A 22,772-nucleotide genomic window follows, 5' to 3' on the forward strand; every position below is an offset into this window, starting at 1 on the left:
TCTTCCTCGGGAGAAAGTCGTGTCTTTTGAGGGGGATACATGGCTTGTACAGGGAAAGGCCGTTCTGCTATGACTGTACGCGGATCGGACCCGTGCTGAAGCTCATCATCGAAGACGACGAGGGGCGCAAGACCGTTGTTCCTTTCGTGCGTGACGAGATCACCATCGGCCGTCAGGAGGGAAACACCATCCGCCTGACGGAACGGAATGTGTCTCGCCGTCACGCACGATTGGTGCGACTCAATGGCCACGTCGTAGTGGAAGACCTGGGTAGCTATAACGGCACCCGGATCAACGGCGAGCGAATCGCGGGTCAGTCGCCCCTGAAAGAGGGTGACCTGGTCCAGATTGGCGACTACGACCTCGCGCTCCAAGCGGAGGGCGCGGCCAACGCCGTAGGCCCCATCACCACCAAAGTGCCCGCCCGCCGGCCGGAGCCCGAGCCGGAGGAGGACGACTCCGACGACGACGAGCCGGAGGAGAGCGAGCACACCCCGCCCTCCCTCAGCGCCGCGGACGCGCGCCGTCACTCCACCTCCATCATCCGGTTGGACCAGGTGGAGGCGGATCGGCCACGCAAGGTGGTGGACGTGCCCGCCGAGGACGCTCCCCGCCTGCTCGTGCTGTCCCCGGACGAGCTCAAGGGCCAGGAGTTCGCCTGCATCCGCACGGAGCTGCGGATCGGCCGCACCGACGACAACGACATCACCTTGGATCATCGGTCGCTGTCGCGCACCCACGCCAAGCTCGTCCGCGAGGACGCGGGCGAGTGGCGCGTCATCGACATGCAGTCCGCCAACGGGATGACGGTCAACGGTGAGAGCTACGCACAGGCCACGCTCGCCACCGGTGACATCATCGAACTGGGGCACGTGAAGCTGCGCTTCGTCAACGCCGGTGACGCGTCGGACGACGTGGCCGCGGGTGGCGGCTCGCGCTCGAAGCTGCCCCTGGTGGCGAGCCTCGCGGCCCTGCTGCTCGGCGGAGGTGGCGGAGCCTTCTGGTACATGAACCAGCAGGGCGCCCAGCCGACGGCGCCTCCCGTCATCGCGCAGACGCCCACGCCCCCTCTGGACGAGGATCCGCAGCCGACCATCGAGGAACAGGCCGCGGCCAACGACACCCCGCCCACGACGGCAACGGCGGCGGCGCAGACGCCTGAAACGCCTCCGCCCCCGCGTGGCCCCTCCATGGAGGAGCAGCGCGCGGTCGCTGACAAGGCGATTGCGGCGCGAGACTTCGACACGGCCGTGGACGCGCTGGAGCGCATCAAGGACGCCAACGGCCAGCGCCCCCGTGACGTGGAGACCCGGCTCGATGAGGCGCGCGCCGAGCAGTTGATGAAGCGGCGGCTCGACGACGTCCGCAAGGCCCTGGGCGACGGCAAGCTGCCGGAGGCCGAGGAAGCCCTGCGCGAGAGCGCCGCCACCAAGGCGTTCGCCAAGGAGTACGCGGCGCTGAAGACGCAGGTCGCCGAGGCCCAGAAGAAGGCGGCTCCCCCCGCCGCGGTTCCCACCTCCGGCACGGAGAAGGCGCCGCCCGCCGCGCAGTCCGCGGCGGCCAAGGCCCAGGCGGACGGCTTCGAGCACATCAAGGGACTGCGCTACCGGCAGGCCATCGAGCAGCTGAACAAGTGCCTCGACCTGGAACCCACCCGCGCCGAGTGCCACCTCTACCTCGGGTCCGCCTACGCGAACGACAACCAGCCCGAGAAGGGCGCGGTTCACTACAAGCGATTCCTGGAACTTGCGCCCAATCACGCGTACTACGAGCGCGTGAAGGGTTTGGTCGAGAGTTACGAGAATCCCAAGAAGTAGTGGTCTGCCGGAATCACCCTCGCCCCCCGGGGGTATTCCGGTCCCATGGCACTGAACTGCAGCGAGGAGACGCTGTGCAGATTCGCATCCTGGTAGTTGATGATGAGCAGGACAACTGCGACTACCTCAAGCTGGTCCTGACCCGTGAAGGCTACGAGGTGGTGACCACGACGGACCCCACCCAGACGGTGGAAATCCTCCGGGGCTCCGACTTCCACCTCGTCATCCTCGACATGATGATGCCGCAGATGTCGGGCACCGAGGTGCTGGAGCAGATTCGCAAGTACGACACGGACGTGGCCGTCATCGTCGCCACCGCGTACCCCACGGTGGACACGGCGGTGGCCTCGCTCAAGGCGCAGGCTTCCGACTACGTCAAGAAGCCCATGGAGCCGGAGCAGTTCATCACCGCGGTCCGCAACGCCCTCCAGAAGAAGGGCTTGTCCCAGGACCCGGAGGCGGACCTGCACCGCGCCATTGGCCGCACCATCCGCGACGCACGCAAGACGCAGGAGCTCACGCTCAAGCAGCTGGCGCGGCGCACGGGCCTGTCGGTGTCGCTGCTGTCGCAGATTGAGCGCGCGGAGTCCTCCGCCTCCATCTCCTCGCTGTACAAGATTGCCTCGGCGCTGCAGCTGCGCATGGGCGAGCTCTTCGGCGATACCTGATGTCGCCGTGGGAGTGCCCCGCCGGCCGCCCTGACTAGCGGCCGGAGAAGCGGGGCGGGCGCTTTTCAAGGAAGGCCGCCCGCCCCTCCTTCGCGTCCTCGCTCCCGAAGGCCGCCGCGCGCAAGCCGCGCAGCCGCGCCCGGTCAGCCTCTTCCAACGGGGCCCGAGCCAGACGCCCGAAGGACTCCTTCATCCCCGACACCGCCAGCGGTGCATGGCTCGCCAGGGTGGCGCACAGCGCCAGCGCGCGCGTCTCCGCGTCCGCCAGGCAGTCATCCAGCAGCCCCCAGTCCAGCGCCTCCCGCGCGCTCAGCTTCCGCGCAGCCAGGAAGAGCTGCTTGGCGCGCGCCACGCCCACCAGCCGCGCGGCCCGGGCAAGCCCCTCCGGGGAGTAGACGATGCCCAGCTTCGCGGGAGGCATGAGGAAGACGGCGTTGGGCGTGCCGATGCGGAAGTCGCACGAGGCCGCCAGGTCGAAGCCGGCACCCACCGCGGGGCCCTCCACCAGCGCCACACTGGGCGCGGGGTGGGACTCCAGCTTCAGCAGGCACTCCACCAGCAAGTCATCCGGCAGCCGCCCGCCCGCGCCCGGGGGGCCCAGGTGCGTCAGGTCATAGCCGGAACAGAAAGCCCCGCCCGCGCCGCGCACCAGCAAGGCGCGCACATGCGGGGCGGGCTCCAGCGCCGCGTCCAGCCGCGCCAGAAGGCCGTCATCGAGCGCATTGCGGCGGGCCGGGTTGGACAGCGTCAACACCCGGACCCCGTCGTCGCGGTCCTCGACGTTCAGCGAAGCGCCTGTCGCGACGACGGGCTCCACTGCTAGCCGAGCACCACGAGGACATCGCCCTCGTTGACCGACTGCGCCTCCTTCACCCGAATCTCCTTCACCGTCCCGCCATCCTCTGCCTCGACGGGCATCTCCATCTTCATGGATTCGAGGATGACGAGCGTGTCGCCCGCGTTGACCTGCTGGCCGACCTGAACCTCAATCTTCCACACCGTGCCGGTGATGTGCGCCGCTACGTCCGCCATGAATCCGTGCCTCCTCAGGGGTGGTTGGGGCTGGAGCGGGCCCCGCTACGCCGGCTTGGCGTGGTGCTCCAGGAAGTGCGTGTCCAGCTCGCCGGCCTGGAAGGCCGCATCCTGCACGATGCGCAGGTGGAGCGGGATGTTCGTCTTGATGCCTTCGATGCGGAACGACTGGAGCGCCGCCACGGAGCGCTCAATCGCCTGCGCCCGCGTCTCACCGGTGACGATGAGCTTGGCAATCATCGGGTCGTAGTTGGGCGTGACGGTGTTGCCCTCGCCGTAGCCCGCGTCCAGCCGGACGCCCTCGCCCGTGGGCGGCTGGAACACCTTCAGCGGCCCGGGAGACGGGAAGAACTTCACCGGGTCCTCGGCGTAGATGCGGAACTCCAGGGCCGCCCCGCGCCGCTTCACGTCCTCTTGCTTCACCGTGAGGCGCTCGCCCGCGGCGATGCGCAGCTGCCAGCCGATGAGGTCCAGCCCCGTGGTCAGCTCCGTCACCGGGTGCTCCACCTGGAGGCGGGCGTTCATCTCGATGAAGTAGACCTCACCGTCCGAGTAGAGGAACTCCACCGTGCCGGCGTTGGCGTAGCCGAAGGCCTTCGCCGCGGCCACCGCGGCCGTGAAGAGCTTCTGCGCCAGCTCCGGATTGCGCCCGTCCGCGAACAGCACGGAGGGGGCTTCCTCCACCACCTTCTGGTGGCGCCGCTGGATGGAGCATTCCCGCTCCAGGCAGTGGATGAGGTGGCCGTGCTGGTCCCCCAGAATCTGGACCTCGATGTGCCGGGGCGCCGGGAAGTAGCGCTCCACGTACACGCCTTCCTTGCCGAAGGCGGCCTTCGCCCGGTCCGTGCACTGGCGGTAGACCTTCTCCATCTCCGCGGGGTTCCTGGCCACCGCCATGCCAATGCCGCCGCCGCCGCTGGCCGCCTTGACGAGCACCGGGTAGCCGATGCGCTCGGCCTCCGCCAGCGCGCTGGCCACGTCCGGCACCACGCCCTCGCTGCCGGGCACCACGGGAACCCCCGCGGCGGACACCAACTTGCGGGCCTGGCTCTTGTCCTTCATCCGCGCCATGGCCTCCGGCGGCGGTCCCACGAAGATGAGCCCCGCGTCCGCGCAGGCCTGGGCGAACTCGCCGTTCTCCGACAGGAAGCCGTAACCCGGGTGGATGGCCTGCGCACCCGTCTGCTTCGCGGCTTCCAGGATGGCGGCGGTGTTGAGGTAGCTGTCCTTGGCCGGTGCGGGGCCGATGCGCACCGCCTCGTCGGCCTCTTTCACGAAGGGCAGCTCGGCGTCCGCGTCCGAATAAACGGCGACCGTCTTGAGCCCCATGCCCCGGGCCACCACGCCGATGCGGCGGGCAATCTCTCCCCGGTTGGCGATGAGCAGCTTCTGGAACATGGCGAAACCCCTGGGGTGCGGGTGCGAAAGGGCGGCGAACCTAACCCTCGCTCCCTCCCAAGACAAGGGTGCGAACGGACGTGCAACAGGTCCCTACAGTCCAGTAAATTTGCGGGTCTACGAGGCGGTGTCGTACCTTGTTCCCCGTGACGCCCCCCACCTCCTCAAGCCCTGGCGGCGTGGTCAATCTGCACCACGCGCGGCGCGCCAAGCGCCTGGACATCTACCGTGGTCGGCACACGGACCGCGTGCGCTTCGTGCGCACCACGCTCGAGACGTTGACGCAGAGCGGCACCCTCTTCACCGAGGAGGGCACGCGCCGCGGCCTCTCCCTGCTGAAGGCGCTCCAGCTGCTGCAGCGGGCCCACGCGCGCCTGGAGGAAGTGTCCGGCGACGGCGTGCTGCCCGCGGCCCGGCTCCCGGAGCGCGTGGACGCGCTCTATTCGGAAGTCGACGGCCTCTTCGCCCGCGCGGACACCCTGTCCGCACGCGACGAAGCCAGCGTGGCCCAGCTTCCCGCTCGCTGAGCCCCGCGTCTCCCCTGCCCCTTACGGCAGTTCCGTCTGGCCCTGCCGCCGCAGGAAGGTGGGGATGTCGAACTGGTCCTCGTCCAGCGGCAGCGGCGCGTCCTTCACCACCGCGGTGCGGGCGCTCACCGACTTGGCGCTCTCCACGGTCAGGGGCCGTGAGCCGCTGCCCTTCGTGGGCACCAGGCTGGCGACTTCCTCGCGCGCGTTCGCGAGCACGGACGGCGCCGGACGCGACAGCGGCACCTGCACCACCGGCGCCACCGTGCGGACCTTGGGCGCGTCGCGATGCACGAAGCCCGTGGCGATGATGGTGATCTTCACCTCATCCGAGATGTTCTCGTCGATGAGCGAACCGAAGATGATCTCCGCCTCGCTGTCGGCGGCGTCGTGCACCAGCGTCAGGGCCTCGTTGACCTCCTGCAGGGTCATGTCGCGGCCACCGGTGATGTTGATGAGCAGGCCCGTGGCGCCGTCGATGGAGACGTCCTCCAGCAACGGGCTGGCGATGGCCTGCTGCATGGCAATCAGCGCGCGCTTGTCACCGGTCGAGTTGCCCGTGCCCATGAGCGCGATGCCCTTGTCGCTCATGATGGTCTTCACGTCGGCGAAGTCGACGTTGATGTAGCCGTGGTACTGGATGAGGTCGCTGATGCCCTGCACGGCGTTCAGCAGGACCTCGTCCGCGCGCTTGAAGGTCTCCAGCAGCGGCATCGGCTCGTTGGAGAGCGACAGCAGGCGCTGGTTCGGAATGGTGATGAGCGTGTCCACCGCGGCCTTGAGCTCCACGATGCCCTGCTCGGCCTGCTTGCGGCGCTTGTTGCCCTCGAAGAGGAAGGGCTTGGTGACGACGCCCACCGTGAGGCAACCCAGGCTCTTGGCGATGTCCGCGATGATGGGCGCGGCGCCCGTGCCGGTGCCGCCGCCCATGCCGGCGGTGACGAACACCATGTCGGCGCCCTCGAGCACCGCGGCAATCTGGTCACGCGACTCCAGGGCGGCCTCGCGGCCCATCTCCGGGTTGGCGCCCGCGCCCAGGCCCTTCGTCAGCGTCTGGCCCAGCTGAAGCCGGGTGGGCGCCTTGCTCGCGGCGAGCGCCTGGACATCGGTGTTGGCGGCGATGAAGTCCACCCGGTCCAGCTTGGACAGGATCATCGTATTGACGGCGTTGCAGCCGGCCCCACCCGCCCCGACGACCCGAATCTTGGCGGCCTGCTTGTTCTGATCGAACTGGTCCATGGTGGTCCTCTCGCCCGGAGTCGCACGATGCAGCGCGCGTGCTCCCAACCCCCACAATCATCAGCAAGTCCCACGCTTTGGCAAGTATTCCGCTACGAGCCTGTAGCGGGATGCTGCGCGTCTGAGTCCTGACGCGCACTTACGCCAACCCATGGACGTGCAGGCGTGCGACGCGGTGGGTGAACTTCGCCCCTTGACTCGCGATACACGGCACTGCTTGGCGGGTGGGGCGCAGCATGCCCCAAAAAACGACGGGTGGCCCCGAAATCTCTTTCGGAGCCACCCTCGCTGAAATCACCCGGTGTGTTTCACCGGGGATTCAGAGCCCGTGGGTCAGTGCGCCTCGCGTTCCACTTCCACCTTCCCCACGCGGAGGATGGTGAACCCCACGCGGCGGTTGTTCTCACGGCCCTTCGCCGTCTTGTTGGTGTCCACCGGCTTCGTCTCGCCGTAGCCCACCGCTTCCATGCGGCCCTCGGCGATGCCCTCCTTCACCAGGAAGGCGCGCACGTTGTTCGCGCGGCGCTGGGACAGGTCCAGGTTCTTCGCGTCGTTGCCCTGGTCATCCGTGTGGCCCTCGATGCGGACCAGCTCCACCTGCGGGTTGGCGCGCAGCACCGCGGCCACCTGCTTCAGCAGCGGGAACGAGCGGGCCAGGATGACGTCCTTTCCAGTGGCGAAGTAGACCTTCTCCAGGATGACGATGCGCTCGCCCTCGACGAGCACCTTCACCTTGCCCTTGTCGGGGCAGCCGTCCTCGTCCTGGAAGCCGTTGATGGTCTCCGGCTCGTTCGGGCACTTGTCCTCGGCGTCGGGGATGCCGTCCCGGTCGTTGTCCGGGTCCGGGCAGCCGTCCTCGTCCTGGAAGCCGTCCTTGTCCTCGGGGGCATTGGGGCAGCGATCATCCGGATCCATGATGCCGTCGCCATCCGTGTCCACCGGCGGCGGGGGCGGCGCCACATCCGGGCAGCCATCCGTGTCCTCGAAGCCGTTGACCGTCTCCGGCTCGTTCGGGCACGTGTCCGCCGTATCGGGGATGCCGTCCGCGTCGTTGTCCGGGTCGGGGCAGCCGTCCTCATCCTGGAAGCCATCCTTGTCCTCGGGCTCCGTCGGGCAGGCGTCGTCGATGTCCAGGATGCCGTCGCCGTCCGTGTCCACCGGCGCGGCCTGCTTCGGCTCGCGGGACGGCTCCGGGCTGTAGCTGAAGCCCGCGAGCAGCCGGAAGCCCGGCGTGCCGTAGCCGCGGGTGAGCCCCGGCCCACCGCCCACGTGCGCGGAGAATCCGCCCAGCGCGCGGTACTTCAGCGCCGCCAACAGCTCCAGCGGGCGCTCCTCGGTGTCCTGCTGCTCCAGGTTCACCGCGCCCACCAGCGTGGCCGCGAGCGCCAGCGGCACCTCGCTCACCGTGAAGGGCAGCTCGGCGCCCACGCCGTAGGACACCGCGTTGCCCAGGTTCAGGTTGCGCAGCTGCTGCTTCTCCCGGAAGTCCACGCCCACGTTGGCGGCCACGCGAAACCGCTCGCCGTATTCGGCCACCAGGCGCGGCTGCACGCCCACGCCCGAGCTCCCGAGGAAGTCGGAGCCGCCGCCCGTGGGCAGCACCACCGGCACCGTCAGGGCCAGGCCGAAGGAGCCCTCCTCCAGGAGGCGGGCCTTGGGCACCAGGCGCAGGTCACCGATACCACCCGAGCCCACGCCCTGGGCGAAGGACGGGTCCACCATGGGCGCCGCCTGCGAACGCTGGAGCGTCACCGGCAGCAGCACGCCGAGCTCGAAGCGGTCGAAGAGGCCCACCGAGCCCATCAGGTCCACACCCACCTGGCTGCGCACCAGCGCGGTGATGAACCGGCCCGAGCGCGGGTCCATGAAGTTGAGCGGCTTGTCCGCGTAGTTGACGGACACGCCCACGTTCCAACCCAGATGGGAATGCACCTGGGCGCTCTGGACGCCCAGGATGTCCTTTGAGCTCGGCCCCGGCTTGTACTGCTGCACGTCGATGGCCTGGGACGCGGACAGCGTGGGCACCTGCGCCACGGCCGGCCGCGACACCATCAGGACCGCCAGCGCAAGCACGGCGGCGGCGGCGGCCACAGGGGCCCCACCGGCCCGCCCCGCCGAGCGGCAGAAGCGGCCCAGCAGGGGCAGCCCGAGCAGCAGCAGCGCCAGCGGAGCGAAGGTGCCCGCCCCGCTCGTGCTGCACCCACGGCCGGAGATGACGAAGTCGTCGTTGCCGTCCAGCGGGTTGGTCCCGCCGGAGACCTCCTCGCCGTCGTTCACGCCGCCGCCGTCCGTGTCGGCGTTGTTCGGGTCCGTCTCGCCGTTGTCGAAGGAGCCGTTGCGGTTGGCGTCCTCCGCGCCGTCCAGCAGGCCGTCGCCGTCCGTGTCCGGGTTCAGCGGGTTGGTGGGGTTGGAGCCACGCACCTCCACGCCGTCCGTCAGGCCGTCAGCGTCCGTGTCCGGGTTGTTCGGGTCCGTCTCCGTGCTGTCGACGCGGCCATCGTGATTGGCATCCTCATCACCGTCCAGCAGGCCGTCACCATCCGTGTCCGGGTTCTTTGGGTCGGTGGTGGTGCTCGGGTCCGCGTCCGGACGGAAGTTGGGCGAGGTGCGGTCCGTGTCCGCCGGAGCGCTCTCCAGCGTCACACCCATCTCCGTGCCATCCAGGATGCCGTCGTTGTCGCTGTCCGGATCCAACGCATCGATGAGGCCGTCACCATCCGTGTCGGTGATGCCGTCGATGCCGTCCGGAACGCCGTCGTCGTCGCTGTCCGCGTCGTTGGGGTCCAGGCCCCGCGCGATTTCGGTCGCATCATCGATGCCGTCGCCGTCGGAGTCGACGTCGTCCGCGGGGTTGAGCGGATCCGTCTCGCCTGGGTCCACCCGGCCGTTGCGGTTGGCGTCCTCGATGCCGTCACGCACGCTGCCGCCATCCGTGTCGGGGTTGAGCGGGTCCGTCGTCGTGGTCGGGTCGGAGTCCGCCACGAAGCGCGTCGTGTCCGTACCGGCGCCCTGGGGCTCGGTGAGGCCCAGCTCCAGACCGTCCGACAGCAGGTCGCCATCGGTATCCCAGTTGTTCGGGTCCGTCTCGCCCTCATCGACGATGCCGTTGTGGTTGGCGTCCTCGTTGCCATCCAGGATGCCGTCGTCATCCGAGTCGTCGTCGAGCGGATCCGTCCCCGCGGTATTCACCTCGATGCCGTCCGGCAGTCCGTCACCGTCCGTGTCGGCGTTCTCCGGGTCCGTGCCCAGCACAACCTCCTCGGCGTCCGTCAGGCCGTCGCCATCCGTGTCGACCGCGACCGACCAGTTGTAGGTCGCCGGCGTGCCGTCCACGTTGCCCGCCTCATCCACCGCGCGGACGCTCAGCGTGTGGCTGCCTCCCGCCAGGCCCGTGAAGGTGACTGGGTCCGAGCACGGCACGTACGCCGCGCCGTCCAGGCTGCACTCGTACGTCACCGGGGATTCGTCCGAATCGAAGTCGAACGTCGCGGTGCCAGGCGCTTCCGTCAGCGGCGGGCCGGAGATGATGAGGGTGTCCGGCGCGGAGGTGTCCACCGTCCAGGTGTAGCTGGCCGGCGTCGGGTCCGCGTTGCCATCCTCATCCACCGCGCGCACCGCCAGGGTGTGCTCGCCGTCATCCAAGCCCGTGAAGGTGGCCGGGTCCGTGCACGCCGTGAAGGCCGCGCCGTCCAGGCTGCACTCGTACGTCACCGGGGATTCGTCCGAGTCGAAGTCGAACGTCGCCGAATCACTGTTGGAGAGCGCGGGCGGCGTCGAGGTGAACGTCGTCTCCGGCGGCTCCGCGTCCACGATGAACGTGTGCGTCACCGTCGTGCTGGTATTGCCCGCCTCGTCCTCCGCCGTGACGGACACCGAGTGGGGACCTTCCGACAGCGTGTCGCCCACGGGGAGCGACCAGTTGCCAGACGGGTCGGCCACCACCGTGCCCACCGTGACGCCATCCACCACCACCGTCACGGTGCTGCCCGCCTCCGTCGTTCCGGAGTACGTCACCACCGGCACATCGAGCACCGCGCCATTCGCGGGCGTGGTGATGACCACCACCGGCGGCGTTGCATCCACCGTCCAGGTGTACACGGCGGGCGTCGCGTCCACGTTGCCGGCCGCATCCACCGCGCGCACCGCAAGCGTGTGGTCACCGTCCGGCAGCGGGCCGAACTGTGCCTGGGCTGGGCACGCCGTGAAAGGCGCGCCGTTCAGCGAGCACTCGTACGTCACCGGAGACTCGTTCGACGAGAAGACGAAGTCCGCGGTGGCCACGTTCGTCACCACCGCCGGGCCACTGTCGATGGCGGTATCCGGCGCCGCCGTATCCACCGTGAAGGTGGAGCTCGTCGGAGCGCTGGTGTTGCCCGCATCATCCGTCGCCGTGACGGTGACCGTGTACGGACCGTCCGGCAGCGTCACCGGCGGCGTGAAGGTCCAGTTGCCACCGGCATCGACCGGGATGGGGCCGTAGGGCACGCCATCCAGCACCAGCGTCACGGACTCAGCGCCGTCGGCCGTTCCGGTGATGGTCACCACCCCGTCATCCAGCACCGCGCCGTTCGCGGGCGTGGTGATGAGCGGCGCCACCGGCGGCGTCAAATCCACCGTCCAGGTGTGCTCGGCGGGCGTCGGGTCCACGTTGCCGGCCGCGTCCACCGCGCGAACCAGGAGCGTGTGCTCCCCTTCCGAGAAGCCGTCGAACGTCACCGTCTCCGCGCACGGCACGTAGGCCGCGCCGTCCAGGCTGCACTCGTAGGTGGAGCCCGGCTCGGAAGCGGCGAACTCGAACGAGGCCGAATTCGACGAGGTCGGCGTCGCCGGGCCGCTCACGACGAGCGTGTCGGGCGCCGTCGTGTCCACCGTCCACGCGTACTGCGCGGGCGTCGGGTCCACGTTGCCCGCCGCGTCCACCGCGCGCACCAGGAGCAGGTGGTCCCCATCCGCCAGCCCCGTGAAGGTCGCGGGGTCGACGCAAGCCACATAGACGCCCCCATCCAGGCTGCACTCGTAGGCCACGCCTCCGCCTTCCGAGCGAAGGTCAAAGGTGGCGGACGCGTCCCGCGTCAGCAGCATCGGGCCGGAGTCGATGAACGTGTCAGGCGCCGACAGGTCGACGATGAACGTGCTCGTCACCGGACCCGCGGAGTTGCCCGCCGGGTCGACGCTGGTGATGGACACCGTGTGCGGCCCCTCGTCGAGCGGCTCCGGCACGGTGAAGGTCCAGTTGCCGTCCTCATCGACCAGGATGGGGCCGTGCGTGGCGCCGCCCACGTCCAGGTAGATGTTGCTGCCCGGCTCACCCGTTCCCGTCAGCGTCGGCGTCCCGGTGGCGACCTCCTCCTGGTCCGCGGGCGAGTCGATGGTCGGCAGCGTCGGGGGCGTGAGGTCCACCGTCCACGCGTACGTCGCGGGCGTCGGGTCCACGTTGCCCGCCGCATCCACCGCGCGCACCGCCAGCGTCTGGTTGCCCTCGCTCAGCCCCGGGAACGCCTGCGGGTCTGTACAGGCCGTGAAAGGCGCGCCGTTCAGCGAGCACTCGTACGTCACCGGGCTCTCATTCGAGCTGAAGTCGAACGTGGCACTGGTGGCGTTCGTCACCGCCGGCGGGCCGCTCACGATGGTGGTGTCCGGCGCGGTGGCATCCACCGTCCACGTCCGGGTGGCGGGCGTCGGGTCCATGTTGCCCGCCGCGTCCACCGCGCGCACCGCCAGGGTATGCGCACCGTCCGCCAGTCCCGGGAACGTCTGCGGGTCTGTGCAGGCCACGAAGGGCGCGCCGTCCAGCGAGCACTCGTACGTCACCGAGCTCTCGTCCGAGCTGAAGTCGAACGTGGCGTTGGGGGATGTCGTCGTCCCCGAAGGGCCGCTGACAATCGTCGTGTCCGGTGCCGTCGTGTCCACCGTCCACGCGTACGTCGCAGGCGTCGGGTCCATGTTGCCCGCCGCGTCCACCGCGCGCACCGCCAGGGTCTGGTCGCCCTCGCTCATGCCTGGGAACGTCTGCGGGTCCGCGCAGGCCACGAACGGACCGCCGTTCAGCGCGCACTGGTACGTCACCGGGCTCTCGTTGGAGATGAAGTCGAACGTGGCGCTGGTGGAGTTCGACACCGCCGGCGGCCCACTCACGATGGTGGTATCCGGAGGCGTGGTGTCGGAGACCACGGTGAAGCTATTGGTGTTGCTCAGCACGGACGACACGCCCTGGAACAGGGCGTAGGCATTCACCGTGTGCGCACCGACGGACAGATCCGCGGTCGGCGTGAAGCTGAAGTTCCCCGAGGGGTCCGCCGGCACGCGGGCCACTTCGACGCCATCCACGAAGATGACCACCGTGGAGTTCGCGGGGGCAGTACCGCTGATGACCGGACGAAAGCCCGTGTTGGAGCCGTTGGCAGGCGTCACCACCACGGGGGCCGCCACATTCGCCGGGAAGGCACCCGGCAGGATGGTGACGACACCGGCGTTGCCAGGAGCGGCACCATACGTGAACCCGTCCGGAGCGCTGGCCGTCGGCTGCGTGCCCGCGGCACCGCCCGTGACGACCGGGGTGCATCCCACCGCGGCGCCCTGAATCAGCACGCGACCACCACCGCCACCGCCACCCGTTCCGTGCTGGTCGTACGTGGTGCTGCCACCAGCGCCGCCCCTGGCCGTCACCGTATTGGCCGAGCACTGCAGGGCTCCAGTGACGCGCAGATACACGGTACCGCCAGCGCCAGCGCCGCCTGCGGCGTCATTGGCAAGCCCCACGGCGTTGACGCCCGCCACGCCATCCGCCGACACGCGACCCGCCCCCGAGAGCGAAGTCGCGCGGATGAACACGACACCACCACCCGCGCTCCCACCGCCCGCGGCGTCGTCGTTGCCATGGCCCGCGCCACCACCGCCGCCGAACACCGCATGGGACACCGCATCGAAGGTCAGCGAAGCGCCACCGAAACCGCCCACCGCGCGGGAGGCCGGTGCCTCTTCGCCCACCCACGTGCGGCCACCGATGCCGCCCGCACCCGCGTTGCTGCCGCCACCGCCACCCGAGTTGTGGCAGACGCCACCGCCACCCGCGTTCGCGACGTTGCCCCGACCCGTCGCCCCAGCAGCAGGCGGGAAGGCGCCATTACCAAAACGGCCGAGCACCAGGCCTTCACCCTTCTCCGTCCCGCCCGGCCAAGCCTGGTCCACGCCAGTGCAGCCGTCTCCGTCACCATTCCAGGCGAAGCCACCGCGGAACCCCCGGCCATCCGCGTGGATGGAGCCCACGTTGTTCACAGGTCCCTGCGACAGGAAGGCCACCACACCACCCGTGGTGCCATCCCAGGCACCCGCCACGATGCTGCCCGCGGCGTTCACCGTCACAGAGGTGTACTCGGGCACCCGAATGGCCTGCGTCGCGTTGGCCGCGAAGTTCACCGTGAGCGGCTGCGAGAAGTTGAGGCGCGTCGCCGTGAGGCTCTGAATCCGCGCGAGCTCCCAGCGGCCCACCGGGCCCCCGACCAGATTGACGGCCGTCTGGCTCCCAGACGCAGGCGCCGTGAGGCCCGCGGTCTGGTACACCATCACCAGGTTGCCCACCGCGAAGCCCGTGGACGAGGCGACAGGCACAAAGCTCTGTCCCGCCGGCACTGCGGCCGTCACACGCGTGTAGGTGTTGATGACTGTGCCGGCGACACCGACGGTCAGCGCGCCGCTGCTCCCGTTCCCCAGGCCAAAGGTGTCCACCGCGGCCTTCGCCACGGGACCCAGCAGCGCCGCGCACAGCAGCACCAGAGGTGCGACGGCCAAGCCGAGGCGTCCTCGGGAAACCCGCTCAAGCAGGGGAACGTAAAAGGTCTTTCGAGTCATAAACCTGGGGTCGTTGGGGGGTGTGGGCCCAGCGGCAAATGCCGCACATAGCAATCCGAGAGCCAGCCGCTGTCCAATCTACGACGCTGGAGATTCCGAGGATTTCAGCGTCCGGCTCACGGGGTATCCCGTGCCCCATCCGAACCACGGATCCAGATTCCGGAAACTGGACCGGCTCGGGCACTTCGGAGGGCAACCCACCAGGTCGGCTGACGCGTCAAACCAGGACGCTGACGCGTCAACCGGGACGCAGGGTGTGTGGCCCACGGCCAACAAAAAAGGGCCCCCCTTTCGGAGAGCCCTTTGGCAACGCGGTGGGCGCTCGGCCCGGCGCGTCAGAAGATTTCCTCGAGCCACTCGCGCATGCGGCCCTTCACCTTCTTGTACACGTTCTCCTCGCGGATGCGGAACATGCGCCGGTCCAGGTGGCGGGCGCCGTAGACGACCAGGCCCACGCCGGTGGCGTACATGGGGCTCTTCACCACATCCACCAGACCGCCAATGCCGCGCGGCATGCCGCGGCGGACGGGCAGGCCCAGCACTTCCTCGGCCAGCTCTGGCATGCCGGCCAGCAGCGTGGAGCCACCCGTAATCACCACGCCCGAGGCCAGCAGGTCCTCGTAGCCGCACTTCTGGATTTCGCGGTGCACGAGCTGGAAGATCTCCTCCACGCGCGGCTCCAGTATTTCGCAGAGAATCTGCCGCCCGAGCACGCGGGGATGACGGCCCCCGACGCTGGGCACTTCAATGGTGTCGTCCTTGTTGATGAGCGACGACAGCGCGCAGCCGTACTTCTGCTTGATGCGCTCGGCCTCGTGCGCGGGGGTGCGCAGGCCAATGGCGATGTCACTGGTGAGGTTGTTGCCACCCAGCGCAATCACCGCCGTGTGGACGATGGAGCCGCCGGAGAAGATGGCGATGTCCGTGGTGCCGCCGCCGATGTCGACGAGGCACACGCCCAGCTCCTTCTCGTCCTCGCCCAGCACCGCCTCCGCGCTGGCCAGCGGCTGGAGGACGATGTCGGAGACATTGAGCCCGGTGCGGTTGGCGCACTTGACGATGTTCTGCGCGCTGGACACCGCGCCGGTGACGATATGGACCTTGGCCTCCAGCCGGACGCCCGCCATGCCCAGGGGCTCCTTGATGCCGCCCTGGTCGTCGATGATGAACTCCTGCGGGAGGACATGAATGACCTCCCGGTCCAGCGGAATCGCCACGGCCTTGGCCGCATCAATGACCCGGGCGATGTCCGCCTCGCGGACCTCCTTGTCCTTGACGGCGACGATGCCCTGGGAATTGAAGCCCTTGATGTGGCCTCCGGCGATGCCCGTGTAGACGTGGGAAATCTCCGCCCCCGCCATGAGCTCCGCTTCTTCCACCGCGCGGCGGATGGAAGAGACGGTCGCCTCGATGTTCACCACCACGCCCTTGCGCAGACCCTTCGACGGATGCGTACCGATACCGATGATGTCGATGCCGCTGTCGGTCAGCTCTCCGACGATGGCGCAGATCTTCGTCGTGCCGATGTCGAGGCCGACGATGATCTCCCCCGACTTCTGCTTCGCCATGACAACCCTCCCAGGCCCCCCACTCTCGTGAAAGGGGCGCGTCCTCTTACCGCATCGAAGCCCCGCTCCTCTCGGACGCGGGGCTCGAAATCTTCACCGCCACCCAGCCGGGCCGGGCACGGTTATCCAGGTGAATGATCTCCGCTGCAAGCCCCCTCGCACCCAGTTCGCGCCGGACACGGGCAAGACGCTGCAGCTTGACCTCTGAATCTCCTTCACCCAGGCGCACTTCCTGCCCGGACGCCGTCACCAGCGCCAGGCTCTGCGCCTCCAGGCGGACCTCCGACAACTGTTCGGCCTTCTCGGGTGACAGCCGCGCGTACGCGCTGGCCACCGTCAGCGCCGAACGGAGGCGCTCCCGCGCCGCCGCCGGGTCCGCCACATAACCTTCCCGGTCCAGGCCCGTCACCAGGGGCAGGTCCAGTCCGTCCCCGGGCGTCACCCGCTTGAAGGGCTCGCCCTCCTCGTCCAGGACGTACAGCTCCCCCAGCACCGCCATCGCCACCGGCACGTGCTCCGTCACCTCCACCGACACGCGGTTGGGGAAGCGACGCGTCACCTCCACCGTGCGCAGCCAGGGGTGCTGGTGCATGGCGCGCTCCAGCGCGTCCACGTCCAGCGTCCACAGGTTCTGCCCCTTCGTCAGCGCCGCCAGCCGCAGCAGCTCCACCCGGGAGGCGCGCTGGAGGCCGGAGAAGGACACCGCCTCCAGTTCGAAGCGCGGCGACGTCAGCGCCCACTCCCGCAGCGCCACCCCACCCCACACCAGCAGCCCGGTGCCCAGGGTCAGCCCCAGCACCTTGAGCACGCCCGGCCCATGCGAGCGCACCGCGCCCCGGACCGCCTCTTTCTGCTGGGCGGCGTCCTGACGGCGGCGGTTCTTGGATTTACCGAAGGCCATGGGGAGAAAAGGGTTGACGCATGCTGTGCCCGGTTCGGGAGCCACGCCAGTTTTTGGCTACAGGCACGTCGCTGTAGCGCAAGGCGCCACACAAGCGCTTCGGAAATTTTCGAAGGAGGCCGACGCCAAGTTGCGCCGGCCCCATACCAGACGCTCAGGCCTTGAGACACGCGCCCAGCAGCAGGCGCTCACACAGGGCGGGAAAGTCGATACCGCGCCCCGCGGCAATCTTGGGCAAGAGGCTCGAGGCCGTCATGCCCGGCAGCGTATTGGTTTCCAGCAGGAACACATCGCCTCCGTCGGTGACGATGACGTCCGACCGCGAGCCCCCGCTACACCCCAGGGCCTGGTGCGCGGCCAGGCACACCTCGTTCACCCGCGCATACTGATCCGGAGGCAGGGGCGCGGGGAAGAGGTACTGCGTGCCGGTGCCCGCCTTGTACTTCGCGTCATAGTCGTAGAACTCGCGCGCGGCGCGGACCTCGATGACGCCCAGGGCCTCATCGTCCAGCACGCCACCCTGCACTTCGCGTCCCTTGACGAACTGCTCCACCAGCAGGGTGCCCGCGTACTTCGCCGCATCCGTCACGGCGGCCTCGTAGGCGTCCCGCGTCTTGCAGATGTGCACGCCCACGCTGCTGCCTTCGCGGCTGGGCTTCACCACCACTGGAAACGGGAAGGGCAGGCTGTCCGCCGCCGCCAGCGCCGACGCGGCGTCCCGAAAGGAACGGTACGCGGGCGTGGGGATGCCGTGGGCCACGTAGACCTGCTTGGCGTACACCTTGTCCATGCCCAGCGCGGAGGCCAGCACGCCGCTGCCGGTATAAGGAATGAAGAGCGACTCCAGCAGTCCCTGGAGACAGCCGTCCTCGCCATAACGCCCGTGGACGGCCAGCCACGCCACGTCCACCTTCTCCGCCGCCAGGCGCGCGGGCAAATCCCGGCCCACGTCAATCTCCACCACGTCGTAGCCCAGCCCGCGCAGCGCCCCGGAGACCGCCTCACCGGTGCGCAGGGATACGTCGCGCTCCGCGGACATTCCGCCCAACAGCACACCGACACGCTTCTGCTTGAGCTCGTCCTTCGTGAAGGCACCGCGGTTCGGAGTCACAGGAAGTCTCCCAGGCGCTTGACTTCGGGTTTCATGTCAACGCCGGACTGCTCGAGCACCCGCTGCCGCATGAGGGTGACGAGTCCCAGCACGTCGCGGGCGGTGGCACCGCCCAGGTTCACAATCCAGTTGGCGTGCAGGGTGGACACCTGCGCGCGCCCCAGCGAGTACCCTTTCAGGCCCGCCAGTTCAATGAGCCGTCCGGCATGGTCGCCCGGCGGGTTGGTGAAGACGCTGCCGAAGTTGGGCTGACTGAGCGGCTGTGTCCGTTTCCGGTAACCCAGGTCCGCGTCCATGACGGCCTTGGAGGCCACCACGTCCCCCTTGCGCAGCGCGAAACGCACCCGGGTGACGACGCCGCCTGGCGGCAACTCGGAGTGACGGTAGGAATACGGCACCTGCGCCTTCGTCAGCCACCCCACCCCGTCCGCCGTGGCCACTTCCACCGCCTCGATGACGCAGAAGGCCTCGCCGTTCTTGGTGCCGGCGTTCATCGACACCGCGCCGCCGAGCGTGCCGGGGATGCCGGCCAGGAACTCCGCGCCCACCAGCGCGTGGGCCCGCATGACGTTGATGAGGCGGACGATGGCCGCCCCCGCGCCCAGGGTGAGCCACCCTTCCTCGGGGCCCACGTCGGCCACCTCCGGAAAGAGGTCTCCTGGCAGCTTCAGCGTCAGGCCGGGCACCCCGCCGTCCCCCACCAGCGTGTTGGCGCCGCCGCCCAGAATCGAAACGGGGACACCCTCTTCGCGCGCCAGCTTCAGCAGCGCCACCAGGGCGTCTGGCGAGCGCGGGCGCACCAGGGCTTCCGCGGCGCCGCCGGCCCGGACGCTGGTGAGAGGCGCCAGCGGTTCGCCCGCCTTCACCTCGCAGCCGCCCAGCGACTCCACGCGCGTCGCCAGCGCCGTCTTCACGCCCGCTTCCACCATGGCGCTAGTCCTTCGACAGGGGGGTGGTGCGCAGCAGCTCGAGCAACTCCGGCCCCACGTGGGTGATGTCACCCGCGCCCAGCGTCAGCACCAGGTCCCCCTCGCGCAGACGCGGCAGCAGCGACGCCGGCAGGTCGGTGCGTTTCTCCACGAACGTGACGTCGCGGTGGCCGTGGGCGCGGACGGCGTCCGCCAGCGCGTCGCCCGTGGCGCCCTCGATGCGCTCCTCGCCCGCCGCGTAGACGCTGGTGACGAAGAGCACGTCCGAATCATTGAAGGAGGTGGTGAACTCCTTCATCAGGTCATGCGTGCGCGTGTAGCGGTGCGGCTGGAAGGCCACCACCACCCGGCGTCCGAAGGCCCGCCGCGCGCCGGCCAGCGTGGCCAGCACTTCCGTGGGGTGGTGCCCGTAGTCGTCCACCACGGTGATGCCCTGGGCTTCGCCGCGCACGGTGAAGCGTCGCTGCACGCCGCCGAACTCGGCCAGCGACTCGCGGACCGTCTCCAGCGGGATGTCCATCTCCTCCGCCACGGCGATGACGGCCAGCGCGTTGAAGGCGTTGTGCGCGCCCACCATCCGCACGCGGAACTCGCCCAGCGACTCCTCCCGGCGGTAGGCGTGGAAGCGCGTGGTGAAGCCGTCCAGTTGGATGTTCTCCAGCCGGTAGTCCGCCATGTGCGAGCTGCCGTAGGTGACGAAGCGCTTCTCGATGCGCGGCAGCAGCGCCTGGACGTTGGGGTTGTCCAGGCACAGCACGTTGAGGCCGTAGAACGGCACCCGGTTGCAGAACTCCACGAAGGCGGACTGGAGCGTGTCCAGGTCGCCGTAGTGGTCCATGTGCTCCGGGTCGATGTTGGTGACGATGGCAATGGACGGATGCAGGTGGAGGAAGCTGCCGTCGCTCTCGTCGGCCTCCACCACCATCAGCTCGCTCTTGCCCAGCTTGGCGTTGGAGTCGAGCACGTTCACCTTGCCGCCCACCACCGCCGTCGGGTCCAGCCCCGCCGCGCTCAGCACGGTGGCCACCATGGACGTCGTCGTCGTCTTCCCGTGGCTGCCGGCCACGGCGACCGCGTACTTCAGGCGCATCAACTCCGCGAGCATCTCCGCGCGGGGGATGACGGGAATCTTCCGCTGCCGGGCGGCGACCACCTCCGGGTTGTCCTTGCGCACCGCGGAGGAAATCACCACCACGTCCGCCTGAATCAGGTTCTGCGCGCGGTGGCCTTCGAAGAAGGTCGCGCCCATGCGCACCAGGCGCCGGGTGATGTCGCTCTCTCGCAAGTCGGAGCCGGACACCCGGTAGCCCAGGTTCAGCAGCACCTCGGCGATGCCGCTCATGCCGATACCACCGAGCCCCACGAAGTGGACCTGCGCCGCATGGCGCGTCTTGAAGAGGCTGGGGGGCTTGTTACGCGTCACGAATGGCTCCTGGGGGCCTTCTTCTCGGCTTCGATGGGGGTGCGCTCGCGGCCGTTGGGGCCCCACGTCTGGACCATCAGGTCCACGCACACGTCCGCCAGTTCCTTGGCGGCCTCGGGGCGGCCCAACAGGCCCGCCTTCTTCTCCATGCTCTTGAGGCGCTCGGGGTGGCTCTTCAGCTCACGCACCGTCTGCGCCAGCTTTTCCCCGGTGAGCTCCGACTCGCGGAACATCAGCGCCGCGCCCGCATCCACCAACGCCCGCGCGTTGACGGCCTGGTGGTCGTCCGTGGCGTGCGGGAAGGGAATCAGGATGCTGGCCTTCTTACAGACGGTCAGCTCCGCGAGGGTCGTCGCGCCGGCGCGACAGACGACGAGGTCCGCGCGGGCATAGGCGCTGGACATGTCGTCGATGAACTCCACCACCTCCGCCTGGAAGCCCTTGTCCGCGTAGCCCTTGCGCACCGACTCCAGGTCGTTCTTCCCCGTCTGGTGGACGAAGTGCAGGCTGTCCTTCAGGTCGCCCAGCGAGTCCAGCGCTTCCGTCATCCGCTGGTTGATGCCCCGCGCGCCCAGGCTGCCGCCGAAGACGAGCACGGAGAAGCGCTCGTGCGCGACGTGGCTGCGCAGGTAGTTGTCCATCAGCTTGCGACGGATGGGGTTGCCGATGAGCTGGACCTTCTTCTCCGGGAAGAAGGCGCGCGCTTCCTCGAAGGCGATGAACACCACGCGCACGATGCGGCCCAGCACCTTGTTGGTGAAGCCGGGCAGCGCGTTCTGCTCCTGGATGGCGGTGGGGATGCCCATCAGCCACGCGGCCAGCACCACCGGCCCGCTGGCGTAGCCACCCACGCCCACCACCACGTCCGGCTTCTGCCGGGCGAGGATGCGAAAGGACTCGATGAAGGCCAGCGGCAGCGCGAAGAGCGCCTTGAGCAGGGACACGAAGCCTTTGCCCTTGAGGCCCTGCACCTTCACCAGCTCCAGCGGATAACCTTCCTTCGGCACCACGCGCGACTCGATGCCACGCTCGGTGCCCACGAAGACGACCTCGTTGCGGTGATGCCGTGTCACCACCTCTTCCGCCAGGGCGATGCCCGGAAAGAGATGTCCGCCCGTGCCCCCACCCGCGATGAGCACCTTCATCATGCCGCCACCTCCCGCATGTCGGTTCCCACCCGGCTGGGCCTCGCGACCCCCTGGGTGTTCGCGCTCAACGACAACAGCACTCCAGCCGCACCCATCAACACCACCAGCGACGAACCTCCGTACGACACGAAGGGCAGCGTCAGCCCCTTCGTCGGCAGCAACCCCATGGCCACGCACATGTTGACCGCGGCCTGGAACGCGATGATGGAGCTGATGCCCAGCCCCAGGTACGTTCCGAACGTCTCCCCCGCCGCCAGGCTGGCCCGGACGCCGCGCCACAGGACGACGCCGTACAGCACCACCAGCAGGCCCACGCCAATGAGGCCCGTCTCCTCGGCGATGATGGAGAAGATGAAGTCAGTGTGGGCTTCCGGCAGGAAGAAGAGCTTCTGCCGCCCGTCGCCCAGGCCCAGGCCCACCACGCCGCCCGAACCGATGGACATCAGCGACTCGGCCACCTGGTAGCCCACGTCATGCCGGTGCGCCCACGGGTCCATGAAGGCCAGGATGCGCTTCATGCGGTACGGACTGGAGGCAATGGCCACGTAGGCCAGGGGCAACGCCAGCAGCACCATGCCGACCAGGTAGCTCAGCTTCGCGCCGGCCGCGAACAGCAGCACGAAGAGCATGAACACCAGCAGCACGCTGCTGCCGAAGTCGGGCTGCATCATACAAAGCAACACCAGGATGCCGCACAGCGCGAGGTGCGGAACGAAGCCCACGGAGAACTTCGCCACCTTCTCCCGCTTCTTCGCCAGCGAGTAGGACAGGTAGACGACCCAGGCGAACTTCGCCACCTCCGCCGGCTGCAGGCCAAAGCCCGGCAGGCGAATCCACCGCCGCGCGCCGCCCGCCGTGCTGCCGATGCCGGGGATGTTCACCAGCACCAACAGGACGATGGCCGCCAGCAGCAGCGGATAGGCCCAGCGCGCCAGCCGGCGCCAGCCGACCTTCATGGCCACGGCCATGGCGACCAGCCCCAGACCCGCGGCGACGAGCTGCCGCTTGAGGAAGTAGAGGCTGTCGCCCAGCTTGTCCTGCGCGAGCACCGCGCTGGCCGAGTACACCATCACCAGCCCGAAGCTCACGAGCCCGAGCACCGCGCAAAGCAGCACCGGGTCGAAGCGCACGAGGGCGGAGGACGGAGGAGAAGGGGTCTTCAT

At 69.0% G+C, this 22,772-nt stretch carries 15 protein-coding genes; 3 read left to right on the forward strand and 12 right to left on the reverse strand.

The window, feature by feature from the left end:
• Positions 1-92: 92 nt before the first annotated feature.
• Positions 93-1,817, forward strand: coding sequence for an FHA domain-containing protein (locus tag BLU09_RS14710; RefSeq protein ID WP_090490180.1), 1,725 nt, complete (start codon positions 93-95; stop codon positions 1,815-1,817).
• A gap of 74 nt (positions 1,818-1,891) precedes the next feature.
• Positions 1,892-2,485, forward strand: coding sequence for a response regulator (locus tag BLU09_RS14715; RefSeq protein ID WP_002634367.1), 594 nt, complete (start codon positions 1,892-1,894; stop codon positions 2,483-2,485).
• A 34-nt stretch (positions 2,486-2,519) separates the two neighbouring features.
• On the opposite strand, the gene BLU09_RS14720 is transcribed toward BLU09_RS14715, so the two are convergent.
• The 3 genes from BLU09_RS14720 to BLU09_RS14730 are packed head-to-tail and all read right to left on the reverse strand — an operon-like array spanning position 2,520 to position 4,915.
• Positions 2,520-3,302: an enoyl-CoA hydratase/isomerase family protein gene (locus BLU09_RS14720; protein ID WP_090490181.1), complete on the reverse strand. Its 783-nt coding sequence runs from the start codon at positions 3,300-3,302 to the stop codon at positions 2,520-2,522.
• 2 nt (positions 3,303-3,304) lie between these two features.
• Positions 3,305-3,517 carry a biotin/lipoyl-binding carrier protein gene (locus BLU09_RS14725; protein WP_011555548.1) on the reverse strand — a complete coding sequence of 71 codons (213 nt, stop codon included), beginning with the start codon at positions 3,515-3,517 and terminating at the stop codon, positions 3,305-3,307.
• A 45-nt stretch (positions 3,518-3,562) separates the two neighbouring features.
• The gene (locus BLU09_RS14730; RefSeq protein ID WP_090490182.1) at positions 3,563-4,915 is read right to left on the reverse strand and encodes an acetyl-CoA carboxylase biotin carboxylase subunit; all 1,353 of its coding nucleotides are present in this window, start codon (positions 4,913-4,915) and stop codon (positions 3,563-3,565) included.
• Between the two features lie 137 nt (positions 4,916-5,052).
• Between BLU09_RS14730 and BLU09_RS14735 the strand changes: the two genes are divergently transcribed.
• A complete protein-coding gene (locus BLU09_RS14735) occupies positions 5,053-5,442 on the forward strand; it encodes a hypothetical protein (RefSeq protein WP_090490183.1) in 390 nt (129 codons plus the stop codon).
• 21 nt (positions 5,443-5,463) lie between these two features.
• On the opposite strand, the gene ftsZ is transcribed toward BLU09_RS14735, so the two are convergent.
• From ftsZ to ftsW, 9 genes are all read right to left on the reverse strand, one after another.
• Positions 5,464-6,681 (reverse strand): cell division protein FtsZ, encoded by a 1,218-nt coding sequence (gene ftsZ / locus BLU09_RS14740; protein ID WP_090490184.1) that lies wholly within the window; start codon positions 6,679-6,681, stop codon positions 5,464-5,466.
• A gap of 333 nt (positions 6,682-7,014) precedes the next feature.
• Complete coding sequence (gene agmC, locus BLU09_RS14745; RefSeq protein ID WP_244171731.1) at positions 7,015-14,529, reverse strand: adventurous gliding motility protein AgmC; 7,515 nt, start codon at positions 14,527-14,529, stop codon at positions 7,015-7,017.
• Between the two features lie 335 nt (positions 14,530-14,864).
• Positions 14,865-16,097, reverse strand: a complete 1,233-nt coding sequence (gene ftsA, locus BLU09_RS14750) for a cell division protein FtsA (RefSeq protein ID WP_011555553.1) — start codon at positions 16,095-16,097, stop codon at positions 14,865-14,867.
• 46 nt (positions 16,098-16,143) lie between these two features.
• Entirely contained in the window at positions 16,144-16,998 is an 855-nt protein-coding gene (locus BLU09_RS14755) for a cell division protein FtsQ/DivIB (RefSeq protein ID WP_186817786.1), read from the reverse strand.
• Positions 16,999-17,152: 154 nt separating this feature from the next.
• Positions 17,153-18,109 (reverse strand): D-alanine--D-alanine ligase, encoded by a 957-nt coding sequence (locus tag BLU09_RS14760; protein ID WP_090490187.1) that lies wholly within the window; start codon positions 18,107-18,109, stop codon positions 17,153-17,155.
• The gene (murB, locus tag BLU09_RS14765; RefSeq protein ID WP_090490188.1) at positions 18,106-19,038 is read right to left on the reverse strand and encodes a UDP-N-acetylmuramate dehydrogenase; all 933 of its coding nucleotides are present in this window, start codon (positions 19,036-19,038) and stop codon (positions 18,106-18,108) included. The genes BLU09_RS14760 and murB overlap by 4 nt, the downstream gene beginning before the upstream one ends.
• Positions 19,039-19,042: 4 nt before the next feature.
• A complete protein-coding gene (gene murC, locus BLU09_RS14770; protein ID WP_090490189.1) occupies positions 19,043-20,461 on the reverse strand; it encodes a UDP-N-acetylmuramate--L-alanine ligase in 1,419 nt (472 codons plus the stop codon).
• Complete coding sequence (gene murG, locus BLU09_RS14775) at positions 20,458-21,609, reverse strand: undecaprenyldiphospho-muramoylpentapeptide beta-N-acetylglucosaminyltransferase (RefSeq protein WP_090490190.1); 1,152 nt, start codon at positions 21,607-21,609, stop codon at positions 20,458-20,460. Before murG ends, murC begins: the two co-directional genes overlap by 4 nt.
• The gene (gene ftsW / locus BLU09_RS14780) at positions 21,606-22,772 is read right to left on the reverse strand and encodes a putative lipid II flippase FtsW (RefSeq protein WP_090490191.1); all 1,167 of its coding nucleotides are present in this window, start codon (positions 22,770-22,772) and stop codon (positions 21,606-21,608) included. The genes murG and ftsW overlap by 4 nt, the downstream gene beginning before the upstream one ends.

This window comes from Myxococcus virescens, assembly GCF_900101905.1.
GTDB classification, from domain to species: Bacteria; Myxococcota; Myxococcia; order Myxococcales; family Myxococcaceae; genus Myxococcus; species Myxococcus virescens.